Origin of the sequence: Pseudomonas sp. CVAP#3 (assembly GCF_018986375.1) — a bacterium.
GTDB lineage: Bacteria > Pseudomonadota > Gammaproteobacteria > Pseudomonadales > Pseudomonadaceae > Aquipseudomonas > Aquipseudomonas helvetica.
In genome coordinates, this window is sequence record NZ_JAHMSC010000001.1 from 645,068 (window position 1) to 662,777 (window position 17,710).

Sequence of the window (17,710 nt, forward strand, 5' to 3'; positions counted from 1 at the left end):
GGTTTTGCGCCTGCTTCGCAGGCGAGCGGGAGCAAGCTCCCTCGCCACGGGTTTTGTGTCTGACGCAACACTGCGATTAATGCGCCTCCTCCAACTCGTCATGCAGCAAGCCGAAAATCTCGCGCTTCATCTCGATGAATTTGATGGCGGAATGCGTGGCGATTTGTGACGAGGGAGCTTGCTCCCGCTGGGGCGCAGAGCGCCCCCCAAAACGTTTTGCCAGGCAAACCCCGTCAGCAGGTTTTGCGCCTGCTTCGCTGGCGAGCGGGAGCAAGCTCCCTCGCCACGGGTTTTGTGTCTGACGCAACACTGCGATTAATGCGCCTCCTCCAACTCGTTATGCAGCAAGCCGAAAATCTCGCGCTTCATCTCGATGAACGAGCGCTCCATGACCATGTCCAGCGTGCGTGGTCGTTCGATCGGCACGTCGAGAATCTGTTTGATCCGCCCAGGTTTCGCGCCCATGACGTAGACCCGGTCGCCGAGCAGAATCGCTTCGTCGATGTCATGGGTGACGAACAGCACGGTCTTCTTGCTGTTGCCCCAGACCCGCAACAGCAGTTGCTGCATTTGCAGGCGGGTCTGGCTGTCGAGGGCGCCGAAGGGTTCGTCCATCAACAGGATTTGCGGGTCATTGGCCAAAGCCCGGGCGATGGCCACGCGCTGCATCATGCCGCCGGAGAGTTGCTTGGCGTAGTTATCGGCGAAGCCGGTGAGGCCGACTTCGTTGACGTAGTAGTCGACGATTTCCTTACGCTGGGCCGCCGGCATGCCACGACGCTTGAGGCCGAACTCGACGTTTTGCCGCACGGTCAGCCAGGGGAACAGCGTGTAGCTCTGGAAGACCATGCCGCGATCCGCGCCGGGGCCTTCGACGTGCTGACCACCGACGTAGATCTCGCCTTCGGTGGGTTCGGCCAGGCCTGCCGTCAGGTACAGCAGGCTGGATTTTCCGCAGCCCGAGGGCCCGACCAGCACCGCGAACTGCTGGTCCGGCACTTCGAACGAGACCTTTTCCAGCGCCGTAAAAATCCCGCCGTCAGGCTTCTGGTAGCGCAAGCTGACCTTGTCCACTTGCAGCCGTGGTGCGGCATGCTCCGACGCTGCGGTAGATTTGGCGAAGCGATGATTGGCGGCGGTTACTGAGCCCATGCGGCGATCCTCAGTCGAAGGAAACGGAACAGTTGATCGGTGATCAGGCCCAGCAGGCCGATGATCGCGATCGCCAGAAAGATCACATCCACCTGAAAGCCGCGCATGGCTTTGAGGCTCAGGTAGCCGAGGCCACTGGAAGCCGCCACCAGTTCGGCGACCACCAGATAGGTCCAGGCCCAGCCCATGGTGACGCGCAAGGTGTCGAGCACACCCGGCAACGACGCCGGGGCGATCACATGCAGCACCGCGTCGCGGCGGTTCGAACCGAGGGTGTACGAGGCGTTGATCAGGTCCTTGGAAATGCCTTTGGAGACATCGGCGATCATCACCAACTGCTGGAAGAACACGCCGAAAATGATCACCGAAACCCGCTGCTCCAGACCGATGCCGATCCACAGGATGAACAGCGGCACAAAGGAGGTCACTGGCAGGTAGCGGATGAAGTTGACCATCGGTTCGAGGAACGCCTGGACGATGCGGAAGCTGCCCATCAGTAACCCCAACGGCACCGCCACCAGCGACGAGACGATGAAGCCGACCATCACCACTTCCAGGCTCGCCCAAACGTGAACCCCGAGTGTGCCGTCGCGCGCCAGGCGCACGGCGGCATCGAGTACCGCGCCGGGTGTCGGCAGGAACATGCCCGGCACCACGCCGCCGTACGACAACCCGGCCCAGAGGCCGACCAGCAGCACCCAGGCCAGGCCGCTGGCGCTCCAGATCACCTTGACCGGCAAGCCGGTCTTGGGCGTGATGCAGCGGCTCAACCATGAATTTCGCTTGAACATGGCCACCTCCTACAGCGGGCTGACGAAGCGGTTGTCGACCAGTTCATCGTGGCTGACGTTGTAGGGTTTGCCTTGCAGTTCGCTGGCGGTTTCGTTGGCGAGCTTGATCAGCGCTGCGCTGTCACCCGGTTTGCCCGGCGAGCCGAGGAGTTTTTCACTCATGGCCTGATCGTAGAAGCGCACGCCCTTGGCGGCCGCGGCCAGTTCCTTCGGATCGGCGAGGTAACCGCCGACGCCTTTGGCCATGATCGCGTAAGCCTCGTCCGGATGGTCCTGGGTGTACTTCACCGCTTTGTACAAACCGGCGACCAGCGCCTTGACGTCTTCCGGTTGTTTCTCGATGACGTTGCAGTTGAGCGCCACCACGTCGACGATCACGCCGGGGGTGGTGCTGCTGTCGATCAGCACCTTGCCTTGTTTCTTGTCGCGGACCATCGACAGATGGGGTTCCCAGGTCACGGCGGCCGGCACACGACCGGCGATGAACGCGGTGGCGGCATCGTCGGCGGTCATGTTCTGCACGGTGATGTCGCTCATTTTCATGCCGTTCTTTTTCAGCAGGTAGGAGAGCCAGAACTGCGAGGTCGACCCTTCGTTCACCGCCACGGCTTTGCCTTTGAGCTCTTGCAGGCTCATGACGTCCTTGCCCACCAACACACCGTCGCCACCATGGCTGTCATCCAGAGCCGCTACCGCTTTGAAGCAGAACTGCGGGCGATACTTGAGCACTTCATCGATGGTCGAGGCCGAGCCGGACAGCTGGCCCGAGGCTTGGGCGGCCATATACATCGAGGCTTCTTCTACCACCGGCAGTTCGACGCTCAGGCCATTCTCCTTGAAGTAGCCCAGATCCTGGGCGAGGTAGAGGGTGCCGTAACCGACCCACGTGGTGTGGCCGATGGACAGGGTGCCGGCCTGGGCGCTGGTAGCGACCCCGGCAGCGATGGCGGTGATCGCGAGTGGCTGAGCGAAACGGGTTAGCAAGGACTTGATCATGGAGCACTCCCACAGCTGTTGATTTAGTTTTGTCCTGGGCAGTACGGCCAGCGGCCTTGGAACAGGTGCTACCTGCGGTCTCTGAATGGACCTTGAGGTGGTCAGCGATCGGCTGACTGGCGAGGTTGATGTTGGCCCAAGGGAGACCATAGGAAAACGAGGAAATATGTCGCCGCGAATGAAGAAAAACCTCGGTAGTGCGCACTCCAAATGGGCGCCATGGGCGGGGGTGCCCGGGGTGGGTGCAAGAGGTGGGAAGTGTACTGAACGGGCAATAGCTATCGCGGGCAAGCCTTGCTCCTACAGGTTGTGTGTCGAACCACGCAGGTGTGATCGACTACAAATCCGTAGGAGCAAGGCTTGCCCGCGATAAGGTCCGCAGGACCTTCCAGCAATCTCAGAGCTGGCCGTATTCCTGCGCCGTACGATCCACCGCGCGCAAGGTTTTGCCGACCAGTTCATCCACTTCTTCACGCGTGGCAATCAGCGCCGGAGCCATGATCATCCGGCCCAGGGTCGAGCGAATGATCACTCCTTCTTCGAAGCCCATCGTGCGGCAGCGCCAGGCGATGTCATTCTCGTTGGCGAAGCGCTTGCGGCTGGTTTTGTCCTCGGCCAATTGCAAGGCCGCGACCATGCCCACGCCCTGGATATCACCGACCAACGGGTGATTGCCGAACACTTCGCGCAAACATTTCTGCAGGTACGGGCCGATGTCGTCCTTGACCCGTGTGACCACGCCTTCATCGCGCAAGGCCTTGAGGTTGGCGATGGCCACCGCCGCCGCGACCGGGTGCCCGGAATAGGTCAGGCCGTGGGCGAATACCCCGCCCTGCTCCACCAACACCTGGGCCATTTTTTTCGACAGAACCAGCCCGCCCATGGGGATATAACCCGAGGTCAGGCCCTTGGCGATGGACAAGGTGTCGGGCTCGAAACCGAAGTGCTCGTGGGCGAACCATTCACCGGTGCGACCGAAGCCGCCGATCACTTCATCAGCACACAGCAGCACGTCGTATTTGCGGCAAATCCGCTGAATTTCCGGCCAGTAACTCTCTGGCGGAAAGATCATCCCGCCAGCACCCTGGAACGGCTCGGCGATGAACCCGGCGACCTTGTCGGCGCCCAATTCAAGAATCTTCTCTTCGAGTTGCTGCGCCGCCCGCAGACCAAATTCGGCCGGCGTGAGGTTGCCTTCGTGGGCGAAAAAGTACGGTTCGTCGATGTGCGCGATGTCCGGAATCATCCCGCCCATTTCGTGCATGATCTTCATCCCGCCCAGCGCCGTGGCGGCCAGGGTCGAGCCGTGGTAACCGTTCCAGCGGCCGATCATGACTTTCTTCTCGGGCTTGCCGAGGATCGTCCAGTAGCGCCGTACTGTGCGGATCAGCACCTCGTTGGCCTCGGAGCCGGAGTTGGTGTAGATCGCGTGGCTGTAGTGCCCCGGCAGCAGGCTGAACAACAGCTCGGAAAGCTCGATCACCTGCGGGTGGGTGGTATGGAAAAACATGTTGTAGTACGGCAACTGCTCCAGTTGCTGGCTCGCTGCGGCGGCCAGGTCCTTGCGCCCGTAACCGAGGTTGGTGCACCACAGCCCGGACATGCCATCCAGATAACGCCGACCGTCGTTGTCCCACAGGTGCAGGCGGTCGCCACGGACCATCACCCGTGGCCCTTCGTCGTTGAGGGCTTTCTGATCGACGAACGCGTGGATGTGATGCGCGGCATCGGCGGCCTGGTAGTCGCGGGTTTCACGTGGGGTGGTCATCGCCAGTTCTCCGTTTTTATTGTCAGCGCAGTTGAAACCAGGTGGTCTTCAACTGGGTGTATTTATCGAATGAGTGCAGCGACAGGTCACGGCCAAAACCGGACTGCTTGCCGCCGCCAAAAGGCACCGTTACGTCGAGCGCATCGACGCTGTTGACCGACACCGTCCCGGCGCGCAATTGCCGCGCCACGCGGTGGGCGCGGTTGAGGTCGTCGGTCCACAACGATGCGGCTAAACCATAGACGCTGTCGTTGGCCAGTTGCAGTGCGCGGGTTTCGTCATCGAAAGCCGTGACTGCCAATACCGGGCCAAACACTTCATCGCGAAACAGCGGCATGTCCGCTGTCACGCCGGTAAAAATCGTCGGTTGAATGAAGTTGTCCGAGCCGTTGAAGATCGACTGCTGGCCACCGCACACACGCTTCGCACCCTGGCGCTCAGCCTGCTGGATGAGTTTCATGATTCGCGCCGTTTGCCGGCTGTCGACTATCGCCCCTGCGCTGCTCGACGGGTCCAGTGGATCGCCCGGTTGCCAGCGCTCGACCTGAACCTTGAGGCGCTCGACAAACTCGTCATGGATCGAGCGTTCCACCAGCAACCGCGAGTTGGCCGAGCAGACTTCGCCCTGATTGAAGAAGATCCCGAACGCGGCTTTCTGCGCCGCCAGATCGAGGTCCTGACAATCGGCGAACACCAGATTGGCGCTCTTGCCGCCGCACTCCAGCCACACCTGTTTGAGGTTTGACTGTGCCGAGTACTGCATGAAATATTTGCCGACTTCGGTGGATCCGGTAAACACCAGGCAATCGATGTCCGGGTGCAAACCCAAGGCCTTGCCGGCCTGTTCGCCGAGGCCCGGCAGCACGTTCAGTACGCCTGGCGGCACACCCGCTTCCAGCGCCAGCTCGCCCAGACGCAAGGCGGAGAACGGCGATTGCTCGGCCGGTTTGAGGATCACCGAATTGCCGGCGGCCAGCGCCGGCGCAAGTTTCCACGCGGCCATGTCCAGCGGAAAATTCCACGGCACCACCGCTGCTACCACGCCGAGCGCTTCGCGGGTGATGGTCGCCAGCACGTTCTGCGCACTCGGGGCGATCTGGTCGTAAAGTTTATCGAGGCTCTCGGCGTACCAGCGAAATACCCCGGCGGCGCCCGGCACGTCGATGTTGTAGGCGTCCATCACCGGTTTGCCCATGTTCAGCGAATCGAGCAGCGCCAGTTCTTCGCGATTGTCCATGATCAGCTCGGCCAAACGCAGGAGCACCTCTTTGCGCTCACTGGGCGAACGCGCCGACCACACGCCCGACTCAAACGCCCGCCGTGCGCTGATCACCGCTGCATCGACGTCTTCACTGCCGCACGCGGCCACCTCGGCCAACACGGCGCCAGTGGCCGGGTTGATCGCGGCAAAGGTTTGCCCGGACTGCGCCGACCGTTGTTTGCCATCAATCAACGCCTGGGTACGAAACTGCAGCGCGGCGGCCTGGCCTTGCCAATATTCAAGCTCGAACACGTTCGGATGCTCCTTGGACTTTTTATTGTGCAATCGATGGTGGCTCAGGCGGCGGCAGGGGAAAAATAGTAAATATGTGGTCGCAGGCCATGAAAAAACTGGGCAGCCAAACTCCCCGCGTGCGCGCCATGTGGTTATTGTTCAAACACAACAAGACCGTCGCCCCAGTGGATAAGGGCGGTGCGCAAATTGCTTGGGTTCAACGGTCGAGACTGGCGTCGAATCCATTCACCCCCGAGGTTTGCTGTGGCTGCCTACAATCTGCGTCAATTGAAGTACTTCATTACCACCGTCGAATGCGGCAGCGTCGCCGAGGCGTCGCGTAAGCTGTACATCGCCCAGCCGTCGATTTCCACGGCGATCAAGGGCCTGGAAAACAGCTTTGGCGTGCAGTTACTGATTCGTCACCACGCCCAGGGCGTTTCCCTGACACCCAGTGGCGCACGCTTCTACCGCAAGGCTCAGGAGCTGCTGCGCATGGCCAAGGAGTTCGAACAGAACGCCCTGGCCGACAACGACGTGGTGTCCGGGCAGATCGATATCGGCTGCTTCGAAACCGTCGCGCCGTTGTACCTGCCGCAATTGATTGCCGGGTTCTCGGCGCTGTATCCGGGGGTGGAAATCCGCATCCGCGACGGCGAGCAGCAAGAGCTGGTACAGAACCTGACCTCGGGCGCTTTCGATCTGGCGATCCTGTACGAGCACGACCTGGACGCCACCATCGAAACCGAACCACTGATGCCGGCGCAACGGCCTTACGCGCTGCTGCCAGCCGATCATCGTTTTGCACAGCAAGCGCAAGTGTCCCTGCGTGACCTGTGCCTGGAACCAATGATTCTGCTCGACGTGCAGCCAAGCCGAACCTACTTCGTCAGTTTGTTTGAAGAACTCGGACTGACGCCCAGAATTGCTTTCAGCTCGCCGTCGATCGAGATGGTGCGCGGGATGGTTGGCCAGGGTTTTGGCTTTTCGATTCTGGTTACACGGCCGCATTCGGAATGCACCTACGACGGGCAGAAAGTGGTCTGCGTCGACATTGTCGAAGATGTCACCGGTTCCGGGTTGGTGGCGGCCTGGCTCAAACGCGGGCAACTGACCAAACCGGCGCAGTTGTTTGCGGATTATTGTCGCGAGCAGCTGACTGCCAAGGCCCGGCCCTGATCGCTGGACGTTACGCCAACAACCCCAACTCCTTCGCCCGAGCCACGGCTTGGGTACGGCGTTCAACACCGAGTTTGCTGTTGATGTGGCTGGCGTGAGTTTTGACGGTGTGCAGAGAGATGAACAGCTGATCGCTGATTTCCTGGTTCGAGCAGCCTTGGGCGATCAATTGCAGGACTGCCTGTTCGCGGACGCTGAGGGCTTCACCGGGGTGCTGCGGCTCAACCGTCTCGCGGGCAGCGACTTGAGGCAAGCGCTCGAGCAGACTCTCACGCAGCGCACCGGCGGGACACTGCGCCAGTTGCTCACGCAGCCAGCCCGGGTGATCGCGCAATAACTCACCAAAAGGTTGCAGGACACCACCGGCCGCCGCCTCGAAGGCCAGACCCATAGCCTCGCGCGCTTCAGGTTCACGGCCATTGTTCAGCAACAGCGCGACCTTCTGATTCAACGCCATCACGCTGAGCATCTGCCTTCCGGTCTTCTGCCCATGCTCCAGCAATGCGTTCAAACGCCCTTCCGCCAGCATCGGCTGCCCTTGGATGGACTCCAGCAGCGCCTGTTGCAATTCGATGTGCAGCGGCATTTGTGGATGAAACTCCGGCGGTGCCGCAGCTTGCTCGCCGTTGTAGGTTTGACCGAGCCGCGCCAGCCAGGCTTCGGCCAGATCGGTGCGGCCCTGAGCCAGCCACAGCTCGCATTTCACCAGCGTGATCATCGCCAGGTAGTAAATCGGCGGCACGTCCCAGATGTGCATCAGCCGTTCAGCCTCGGCCAGTTCGGCAAACGCCCGGGCGAACTCGCCATTGCAGCCTTCCAGCTTGGCGATCACGCAATGACCGATCAGCACGCTGATATCGCGACAGGCCCGCGCTTCGTTCAGCCCTGTCCGCAAACGCGCCAGCCCGGCTTCGGGTTGCAGGCGCAGGGTCAGCAGAAAACCTTCGTACAAGGTCAGGCGTGCGCGAATCGCATACAGCCGCTGCGGCGATAAACCCTGCAAACGTTGCTGGCCCTGATGCACTTCATCCAGCGAACGGAGAATTTCCCCGCGCGCTTGCAGCACCCGTGCGCGGTCGTAATGGGCCAGCGCTTCGAACAGCGGATTACCGACCCGTTGCGCCAGCTCCAGCGACTCGCGGTTCAAGCCCCGGGCGCGCCACAGATCCGCGTCGGCGATCGCCAGGTTGGACAAGGTCGACAGGCACATCAAGCGCTGCCCGTAGCGTTTGTGCGGCAGGCTCTCCAGCGCTTCGGTGCAATACAACAGCGTCAGTTCACGCTGGCCGCGACCACGCGCGATGATCCCGCTGAGCGCGAGCCACTGCGCCAGCATGGATTTCTGCGCGGTGGCCGACGGTGCCGGCAGGAAGCGACTCAAGTGGCTGGCCAATTCTTCAGCCGCATCGAGCTGGCAGGCCAGCCCCAGCGCCCAACTGTACAGCACGATCAGTCGCGGGGTGCTGATCAGCAGGCTGTCGGGCAAGTCCATTTTCCAGCGCAGCAGCATGCCGACGTTCTGTTCGGCCAGCAGCTGTTCTTCGGAAAGGTTCTGCACCAGGTTCGCCGCTACATCCAGGTGTCCGGCGCGTAATGCCTGCTCCACCGCTTCATCGAGCAAACCCTGGGCGTTGAACCAGCGACAGGCGCGCAGGTGCAGGCTGGCGGTGGGCACCATCGCATTGGCGGTCGGTCGACTGCGCAACAGGTCGGAAAACAGATGGTGATAACGGTACCAATGGCCGTGTTCGTCGAGCGGCACCAGGAACACTTGATGCGACAGCAGAAAGCGCAGGATCTCGGCGCTGTCATGGGCTTCGCGCACGGCGTCGCAGAGCTCGCTGCAGAAGCGCTCTTGCGGTGCGGTGTCGTATAGAAACGACTGCACTTCGGCGGGCAGGCAATCGATGACTTCTTCAAGCAGGTAGTCGCGTATCAAGCCTTCGCCACCGTGCAGCGGCTGCGGCAACGCACCGCCATTGCGCGCTTCAGAGGCAGCCAGCAACCAGAAACGCAGCCCCGCGACCCAGCCTTCGCTGCGCTGGATCAGATTCTCCAGCGCCTCGCCGCGCAATGAGCTGCTGTGTCGATCCAGCAGGGCCTGGGATTCGTCGTGGGTCAGGCGCAGGTCCTGTTCGCTCAGCTCAAGCAATTGCCGCGACAGGCGCAAACGCGCCAGGTGCCAGTCGGGACGCTGGCGACTGGTCACCAGCACCAACAGGCCATCGGGCAAATGATTGAGGAAAAATTGCAGGCAGCGATCGAGCACCGGGCCCTGGGCCAGATGGTAGTCATCCAGAACCAGCAGCAGCGGCGCGCTCGGTGACAGGTGAATGGCCAGCTCATCGAGCAGTCCGTCCAGCCATTCTTCGAAGGCGAACGGTTGATGGCGTTGACGCATTTTCAGCAGGCCAAGGGCCTGGCTGCCCAACTGTGGAAAATAGTTTTGCAGGCCTTCAAGCAGCCGTTCGAGGAAGCGCCCGGGGTCATTGTCACGCGGGCTCACCCCCAGCCAGAGACTTTGCCAATGCGCCGGCAGGCTCTGACAGAACTCCACCGCCAATGAGCTTTTACCGAACCCCGCCGGCGCGCTGACCAGCAGCAATCGCCCTTGCAACCCGGCACTCAGCCGCTCGCACAGACGAGGCCGCAGCACATAGCTGTCGGGCAAGGGGGGCCGGTAAAAACGCCCTTCCAGCACAGGCATTGCCGCGCCGGATGGCCTTTGGATTCGGAACAGGTCAGTCATAGCCAACTCTTGTTTAAGTGCTGTTGTCGGCATTGCAGATGTCCGCAGACTAGCGGTAAACCGGAGCGGATTGAAGGTTCCTGCTACAAATGGCTACAAAAAGACTACGAACAAAAGTTACCGGGCTGGTTATGCACCGATCTTTTTTGAGACAAAAAAAACGCCCCGAACCAGTCGGGGCGTTTTTCGAGGATGCGGCCTCTGTGTTACGACACGTTAGCGAACACCGTCCTGAGCCAGTGCAGCCGGGGTGAAATCACTGGTGCTCGCGGTGAAGCCGAAGTCATACGCGCGCTTCTCTTCGTTCTTCATCCCCAGCGCCAGGTAGCGGCCGGACTGCAGGTCGTAGAGGGTTTCCAGGGCATACCACGGCACTTGCTGGTCGTAGTAGTTCTCGGCATGCGCCTCAGCCACGCGCCAGAGTTGACCACGACCGTCGTAGTGATCGATGACCGCGGCTTGCCAGGTGTCTTCGTCAATGTAGAAGTCACGCTTGGCATAAATGTGGCGCTGACCTTCCTTCAGGGTCGCAACCACATGCCAGACGCGACGCAGTTCGTAACGCGCCAGGTCCTGGTTGATATGACCGGCCTTGATGATCTCGTCGTACTTGAGCGTCGGCGAGTCGAGCTTGTAGCTGTCGGAGGCGATGTACATCTCTTTCTTGCCTTCGAGCTTCCAGTCGTAACGATCCGGTGCACCGTTGTACATGTCCAGGTTATCGGAAGTACGCAGGCCATCGGCAGCCGTACCCGGCCCGTCATAAGACACTTGCGGGGCACGACGCACACGACGCTGACCGGCGTTGTAGACCCACGCCGAACGCGGTTCCTTCACCTGGTCGAGGGTTTCGTGAACCAGCAGCACGCCACCGGCCAGACGCGCCGGCGCGGTCACTTTCTGCTTGAAATAGAACAGGATGTTGCCCGGGTTTTTCGGGTCGTAATCCTTCATCTTGTCGCGGAACACGAACTGGTCCTGGAAGTACACCAGGCTGTAGGAGCCATTCGGTTGCGGCGTGGCCTGGGTCACCAGACGGGTCACACTGCCGCCGCGATAGCGGGTGATGTGGTTCCAGATGACTTCGACGCCGCTTTTCGGAATCGGAAACGGCACGGCAGTTTCGAAGTTTTCCAGACCGTTGCCGCCGGACACCAGGTTGGTGTTGGTGGCGTTCTTCTTGATGGCGACGAACACCTGATCTGGCACTGTCGCGCCACGATGAGACGGGTAAACCGGCATTTTGAAGGTGTCCGGGTAACGCTTGAACATTGCGTATTGGCCCGGCGCCAGTTTGTCTTTGTACTTGTCGACGTTTTGCGCGGTGATGGTGAACAACGGTTGCTCACTGGCATACGGGTTGGACAGGAAACCCTTGCTGTCGACAGCACCGGCGTTTTTCTCCATGGGTTTCCAGGCCGGGATCGAGCCATCGGCATTGCCTGCCATTTCCGCGCCCATCGGTGTCAGGCTTTTGCCCAACTTGTCCGCTTCAGCGGCCGGAACTGCTGCCATGACCGCGGTTGCCAACAGCGAAAGCCCGAGGACACCCGCTTGCAACAGACTTTTGGTTACTTTCATATTCTTGTTCGTCCTGAAGATGCAGTGCTTAGAAGTTCACGCCGACGCTGAGCGCAACGAAGTCGCGATCATCCACGGTGCTGTACTTGCCGCCAAAGAAGTTGGTGTAGGCGAGGCTCGCGGTATAGGTGTTCTGGTACTCGGCATCGAGACCCAGGCTGACCGCTTTGCGACCTTCCTCGAAGTTGCCGCCAGGGCCTGGCGAGTAACCGCTGACGTCATGGGACCAGGCGACGTTCGGCTTGAGGTTCACACCGGCGAAGACGTCCGGGTATTCCCAGATGGCGCGGGCGCGGTAGCCCCAGGAGTTGGCGGTGGTGAAACCGTCGTTGTTGCAGTTGGAGCTACGGTTGTTGGTCGCAGCACCTGGCCCGGCACCGTTGATGGTGGAGGTGTTAAGAATCTGCGAGCAGGTGTCCAGACCGCCCGTGGCGGGCAGTTCGCCTGGGCCGAAGACCGGATCGCGGCCATAACGGACATCGGACGTGCTTTCCAGGCCACCGACGTGAGTCAGTCCGACTTCACCCACCACAGTCAGACGCTGGGCGCCCATGACCTGATCGAAGAAGTGCGTGAAGGTGGTCTGGATCTGGGTGATTTCCTTGCGGCGATAGCCGTGCAGGTCTTCCCCTGGAACACCCTGGAGCAACGAAGCGTTGGTCAGCGCGCCACCCAGCGGACGAACACCGGCGAAGAGGATATCGGTGGAGTTCAACTGCACCGGCGCATTCGGCCGGTAGCTGATCTCACCGCTCCACGCCGTACCGGTAGGCAGGGTGGTGGAGAAGCTCAGGCCATAGAGGCGGATGTCTTCCGGGTACTCGACGAAGTACTGCGAGTTACCTGCGACCAGCAGCGGCCCGAGGGCCTGGAACGGACCGGGCAATGCCTTGACGCCGTTGTAGACCGACTGCGGAGCACCAGTGGCACTGAAGATCGGCGCACGGCTGTGGTAGTTCATGAAGTAGGCGCCGAACTCGGTGTCCAGCGGATCGAACATGTACTTGAAGGCCGCGCCCCACTGGCCACTGTTGCTCGCCTCGCGGTCTTGCCCGCGACGCACCAGTACACCCTCTTCGTTGACGTTGACACCGTTCGCGGCCAATGGCCCCAAGGCGACGGCGGGGATGGTCGAACGCTTGTTCAGGACGCGCAGGTTGTCGGTGCAACCGTTGGCAATGATGTCTGGCTGCGAGAAGAAGGTCCCGCAGTTGTCGACAACGGTCTGGTCCCAGCCGATCTGGTAAAACGCTTGAGCCGACAGGTTCTCGGTCAGGCTTTGCGAGATGTAGAACATGTTGACCGGGATCAGGCCTTCCTTGATCTCGGCACCGGGACGACGGAATGCAGACACGTCGATCGGGTTGATCGAGTTGATGCCGCCGCCGATGAAGGTACTTTCACCCCAGTTGACCACCTGCTTGCCCAAGCGCACGGAGCCCGGCTCATCGGCAATGGAGTAGTTGTGGTAGACGAAGGCGTCGAGGATTTCCCCACCCGACGACTTGGCGCCTTCCTTGCGTCCCTCATTACTGACGTTCTTGAATTCCAGGTCCTGGTTTTGCAGCGCGAAGTCGTACCAGTATTTACCGCGCACGAAGACGCCGGTATCGCCGTATTTCAGTTCAAGGTCATGGATGCCCTTGAAGATTTTCGAAAAGGCTTGCCCGCTCTTGAAGTTCAAGTGCCCGTCATCGGAGGTCTGGGACAGGCCCTTGCCACCGTTGTTGACACCGATCAGGTTCTTGTTCGGTTGTTGGGTAGACACGCTCATGCCCAGGGAGAGGGACGAGTCGAACTGACCTTCGATTTCACCGACGTTGAAACTGACGCCGAATGCGGGTCCGGCGAGCGTAGAGGCGAGACTGACTGCCAGAGGCAGTTTCGCCCGGCGCCAGAACTGGTTTATTGATGTCATCGACGCTACTCCATGTGCTTTTATTGTTATGGCATTGAGCACTTCTAAAAACGCTCTGAATAACGGGGAGCCCATGTCGTCCCGAAGTCATCCAAAGTTGCATCGCCCCGTTTTGTGCGTTTGCCCCGTTCTTAAAAATCCTTGAGCGGACTATAGCCAGCAGGTAGTACTGCTTGATCCCTCTAAAGTGTGATTTACAGCCCCCACCACTCTGGAACAGTCCTGTTGCCAATCCGACAGATGTCGGCCCGGCAAGGATGGCTGAAAATTCTGAATAAACAAGCCAAGCGCTTGCTTGGTGGGCTTGCCGGGCCCTTTCGGGCCCGGCAAAGGACGCTTACAGCGTCGAAAGGAAGGTGCTGTTGCTGGCCTGCCATTGTGCGATGTCGACGCGGATACGCTTCTTGTCGAGCTTGCCGACACTGGTCTTGGGAATTTCAGTAACAAGGGCGATCTGGCTCGGGATGGCCCACTTGCTCAGGTGCCCCAGTTCGACGAAAGGCTTGAGGTGTTCCTTGAGTTCCCTGGCGCCTATCGCATGGCCTTCACGGAGCACCAGCAAGGCAAACGGGCGCTCGCCCCATTGCGGGTCAGGGATACCGACCACTGCTACTTCCCGTACCCCCGGATGGCGGCTGATCAGGTCTTCGAGGTCCAGGGAGGAAATCCACTCGCCACCGGTCTTGATCACATCCTTGATCCGGTCACGGATGTCGATCACCCCCATGCTGTCCAGGGTCGCCACGTCGCCCGTGTGCAGCCAGCCCCCGGCCCAGAGCTCTTTGCCCTTCTCAGGTTCGTTGAAATAACCTTCGGTGAGCCACGGCGCACGCAGCACCAGTTCGCCCTGGGACTCGCCGTCGGCCGGCAGGAAGTTGCCATCGGCGTCGATGATCGCCGCTTCCACCAAGGGACCCGGCACGCCAGCCTTGATGCGATACGTGGTGCGTTCGTCTTCGGTGCCGGCCATCAGCTCATCGTTAAGGTGAGCGCAGGACACCAGCGGACCGGTTTCCGACATGCCATAGGCGGCGGTCAACTGAATGCCCTTGGCCTTGGCCGCTTCGTACAGCGCGCGGTTCAGGGCGCTGCCGCCGATGACGATTTTCCAGCCGCCGAAATCCGTGCCTTGCGCGGACTTGGCGTTGAGGACCATTTGCAGGATGGTCGGCACGCAATGGGAAAAGCTGACCTTTTCCTTGCGCCACAACTCCACCAGGTATTCCGGGTCGTAGCGGCCGGGGTAAACCTGCTTGAGCCCAAGCATGGTCGCCACGTACGGCAAGCCCCAGGCATGCACGTGGAACATCGGGGTGATCGGCATGTACACATCGTTGGTGCCCAGCAGGCGCACGCTGTCGATACTGCCCATGATCGTCGACACGCCCATGGTGTGCAGCACCAGTTGCCGATGGGTGAAATACACGCCCTTGGGATTGCCAGTGGTGCCGGTGGTGTAGAAGGTGGTCGCCACCGAGTTTTCGTCGAAATCTTCGAAGGTGTACTGGGTGCTCGCGGCAGCCAGCAGTTGCTCGTACTCGCCGACCAGGTTGGGCAAGTCGGCGGTTTTTTCCGGCAGATCGGTGAGCAGCAGGGTTTTCTCGACCGTGGTCAGGTGCCCGGCAAGCGCCTGGTACAGCCCGACGAACTCACTGTTGACCAGCACGAAGCGGTCCTCGGCGTGGTTCATGGTGTAGAGGATCTGTTCGGGCGACAGGCGCACGTTGATGGTGTGGATCACCGCACCGATCATCGGGATGGCAAACATGCATTCGAGGTAGCGATGGCTGTCCCAGTCCATCACGGCCACGGTATCCCCGGCCTTGACCCCGGCCGCCGTGAGCACGTTGGCCAGCCGCGCGACACGCTCGATGAGGGTCGGGTAGCTGTAGCGCAACTGGTCGCGGTAGACAATCTCGCGGGTTTTCTCGTAACGGCTGCCGGACATCAGCAGCCGCTTGATCAACAGCGGGTATTGATAAGCGCCTTCGGCTGGCGGAATAACGCGAGTCTCCAACATAAGCATCCCTTTATCTGACTACACGGTCGTGACTGAAAAGATAAGCACTTTAGTCAGCCGGAACGCCAGCTAAATCAGCCAAAGGGATGATTTGCAGAGTCGTACAAATACTAGCTTTGCGCCAGCATTTGTTTCCGAGAGTGGATCAATGCATCTCGGTCAGGGCCAGCTTCACGCCGATGGCGATTAGCACCACGCCCATCGTGCGATCGAACCAGTGGCCCATGCGGGCGAAACCGGCCCGTACGCGCTGTTGGCTGAACAGCATCGCCACCAGGCAGAACCAGATCGCGGTGGCCGCAGCCAGGTAAACGCCGTAACCGGCCTGAATCGCCAGCGGTGTATTCGGGTTGATCACCACGGTAAACAGCGACAGGAAAAACAGCGTGGCTTTAGGGTTCAGGCCGTTGGTCACGAAACCTGAGGTAAATGCGCCGCGTGCGGTGCGCTCGCCGGCTTCCTTGTGCAGGTTTTCAGTGGCAGGTTTCGCCGGCTGCGCGCGCAGCGCCTTGAAGCCGATGTACAGCAGGTAGGCGGCCGCCAGCCATTTCAGCGCGTTGAACAGCATGATCGACTGCGAGACGATCAGGCCGATACCGAGCAGCGAGTAGCCCACGTGCAGGAAAATCGCCGAGCCGACACCCAGCGCCGTCCAGGTCCCGGCGCGACGACCGTGGGTCACGGCCTCACGCACCACCACGGCAAAGTCCGGACCTGGGCTGGCCACGGCAAGCAGGTGAATCAGCACAACGGTTAAAAACTCTGTCCAGTACATGGGGGGCTCCTTTAGGCCAGGCCGATCAATCGAAGACTTCTTGGTCAAACATCATACCGGTGGCGAGGGAGCTTGCTCCCGCTGGGTTGCGAAGCAGCCCTGAACCCTGCAATCGCGTTTCGTCAGGTGTACCGAGTTGGCGGCCTTGCGACTGCTGCGCACTCGAGCGGGAGCAAGCTCCCTCGCCACAGTTTCGGTGTCTGTTTTAGCTCAGGGCATAACAACTTGTTTCATCTGGTAGGCTCGGCAGATTACGCCTTCAGACTCATGCGCAAAAGGTACAGTTAATGACGAACAATCGCCGCGCCGTATTCCTCGACCACAGTTCGCTGGACCTCGGCGACCTCGACCTCAGTGGGTTGCAGCAGTGTTTCGACGACTTACAACTGAGCTCGCTGACCACGCCCGAAAACATCGTTGAACGGCTGCAAGGCGCCAGCGTGGCGATCAGCAATAAAGTCCTGCTGAGCGCCGAAACCCTCAAGGCCTGCCCCGAACTGCAGTTGATCCTGATCGCCGCCACGGGCACCAACAATGTCGACCTGGCCGCCGCCCGCGCCCAAGGGATTACCGTGAGCAACTGCCAGGGTTACGGCACGCCGTCGGTGGCGCAGCACACGATCATGTTGCTGCTGAACCTTGCCACCCGCCTGAGCGACTATCAGAAAGCCGTCGCTGAAGGTCGCTGGCAGCAGGCCAAACAGTTCTGCCTGCTAGATTTCCCGATCGTCGAACTCGAAGGCAAAACCCTCGGCCTGCTCGGCCACGGTGAGTTGGGTGGCGCCGTCGCGCGGCTGGCCGAAGCCTTTGGCATGCGCGTGTTGCTCGGCCAACTGCCAGGACGCCCGGCCCGCGCCGACCGCTTGCCGCTGGATGAACTGCTGCCGCAAATCGACGCGCTGACCCTGCACTGCCCGCTCAACGAACATACCCGTAACTTCATTGGTGCCCGCGAACTGGCGCTGCTCAAACCCGGCGCCTTTGTGGTCAACACCGCTCGTGGTGGGTTGATCGACGAACAAGCCTTGGCCGATGCGTTGCGCAACGGGCATCTGGGCGGCGCAGCGACCGACGTCCTGAGTGTCGAGCCACCCACCGCCGGCAATCCGCTGTTGGCCGCCGACATCCCGCGCTTGATCGTCACCCCGCACAACGCCTGGGGCAGCCGCGAGGCGCGGCAGCGGATCGTCGGTCAACTGACCGAAAACGCCCAAGGCTTCTTCAGCGGTACAGCGCTGCGGGTCGTCAGTTGATAAACTGACGCACTTTTTTTCAAGGAGCAGAGT

Annotated in this window: 13 protein-coding genes; 2 read left to right on the forward strand and 11 right to left on the reverse strand. The window is 60.8% G+C overall.

The window, feature by feature from the left end; all coding sequences use genetic code 11:
* Positions 1-76: 76 nt before the first annotated feature.
* From KRR23_RS02950 to KRR23_RS02975, 6 genes are all read right to left on the reverse strand, one after another.
* The gene (locus KRR23_RS02950) at positions 77-274 is read right to left on the reverse strand and encodes a hypothetical protein (protein ID WP_216741256.1); all 198 of its coding nucleotides are present in this window, start codon (positions 272-274) and stop codon (positions 77-79) included.
* Between the two features lie 41 nt (positions 275-315).
* Positions 316-1,152, reverse strand: a complete 837-nt coding sequence (locus KRR23_RS02955; RefSeq protein ID WP_216741257.1) for an ABC transporter ATP-binding protein — start codon at positions 1,150-1,152, stop codon at positions 316-318.
* The gene (locus KRR23_RS02960) at positions 1,140-1,943 is read right to left on the reverse strand and encodes an ABC transporter permease (RefSeq protein WP_054595672.1); all 804 of its coding nucleotides are present in this window, start codon (positions 1,941-1,943) and stop codon (positions 1,140-1,142) included. The genes KRR23_RS02955 and KRR23_RS02960 overlap by 13 nt, the downstream gene beginning before the upstream one ends.
* A gap of 9 nt (positions 1,944-1,952) precedes the next feature.
* Entirely contained in the window at positions 1,953-2,939 is a 987-nt protein-coding gene (locus KRR23_RS02965; RefSeq protein WP_216741258.1) for an ABC transporter substrate-binding protein, read from the reverse strand.
* A gap of 397 nt (positions 2,940-3,336) precedes the next feature.
* A complete protein-coding gene (locus tag KRR23_RS02970; protein WP_216741259.1) occupies positions 3,337-4,707 on the reverse strand; it encodes an aspartate aminotransferase family protein in 1,371 nt (456 codons plus the stop codon).
* A 22-nt stretch (positions 4,708-4,729) separates the two neighbouring features.
* A complete protein-coding gene (locus tag KRR23_RS02975) occupies positions 4,730-6,220 on the reverse strand; it encodes an aldehyde dehydrogenase (protein WP_216741260.1) in 1,491 nt (496 codons plus the stop codon).
* A gap of 246 nt (positions 6,221-6,466) precedes the next feature.
* Between KRR23_RS02975 and KRR23_RS02980 the strand changes: the two genes are divergently transcribed.
* On the forward strand, positions 6,467-7,381 hold the full coding sequence (locus KRR23_RS02980) for a LysR family transcriptional regulator (protein WP_054598237.1): 915 nt from the start codon (positions 6,467-6,469) through the stop codon (positions 7,379-7,381).
* A gap of 10 nt (positions 7,382-7,391) precedes the next feature.
* On the opposite strand, the gene KRR23_RS02985 is transcribed toward KRR23_RS02980, so the two are convergent.
* The 5 genes from KRR23_RS02985 to KRR23_RS03005 all read right to left on the reverse strand — a co-directional run bounded on the left by KRR23_RS02985 (position 7,392) and on the right by KRR23_RS03005 (position 16,424).
* A complete protein-coding gene (locus KRR23_RS02985) occupies positions 7,392-10,130 on the reverse strand; it encodes a LuxR C-terminal-related transcriptional regulator (protein WP_216741261.1) in 2,739 nt (912 codons plus the stop codon).
* Between the two features lie 216 nt (positions 10,131-10,346).
* Entirely contained in the window at positions 10,347-11,711 is a 1,365-nt protein-coding gene (locus KRR23_RS02990; RefSeq protein WP_216741262.1) for a DUF1329 domain-containing protein, read from the reverse strand.
* A gap of 28 nt (positions 11,712-11,739) precedes the next feature.
* Positions 11,740-13,629: a DUF1302 domain-containing protein gene (locus tag KRR23_RS02995; protein ID WP_054595666.1), complete on the reverse strand. Its 1,890-nt coding sequence runs from the start codon at positions 13,627-13,629 to the stop codon at positions 11,740-11,742.
* Between the two features lie 337 nt (positions 13,630-13,966).
* Entirely contained in the window at positions 13,967-15,649 is a 1,683-nt protein-coding gene (locus tag KRR23_RS03000; RefSeq protein WP_054595665.1) for a fatty acid--CoA ligase, read from the reverse strand.
* A 145-nt stretch (positions 15,650-15,794) separates the two neighbouring features.
* Positions 15,795-16,424 carry a LysE family translocator gene (locus KRR23_RS03005; protein ID WP_216741263.1) on the reverse strand — a complete coding sequence of 210 codons (630 nt, stop codon included), beginning with the start codon at positions 16,422-16,424 and terminating at the stop codon, positions 15,795-15,797.
* 287 nt (positions 16,425-16,711) lie between these two features.
* Between KRR23_RS03005 and KRR23_RS03010 the strand changes: the two genes are divergently transcribed.
* Complete coding sequence (locus tag KRR23_RS03010) at positions 16,712-17,677, forward strand: 2-hydroxyacid dehydrogenase (RefSeq protein WP_216741264.1); 966 nt, start codon at positions 16,712-16,714, stop codon at positions 17,675-17,677.
* The last annotated feature ends 33 nt before the right edge of the window (positions 17,678-17,710 follow it).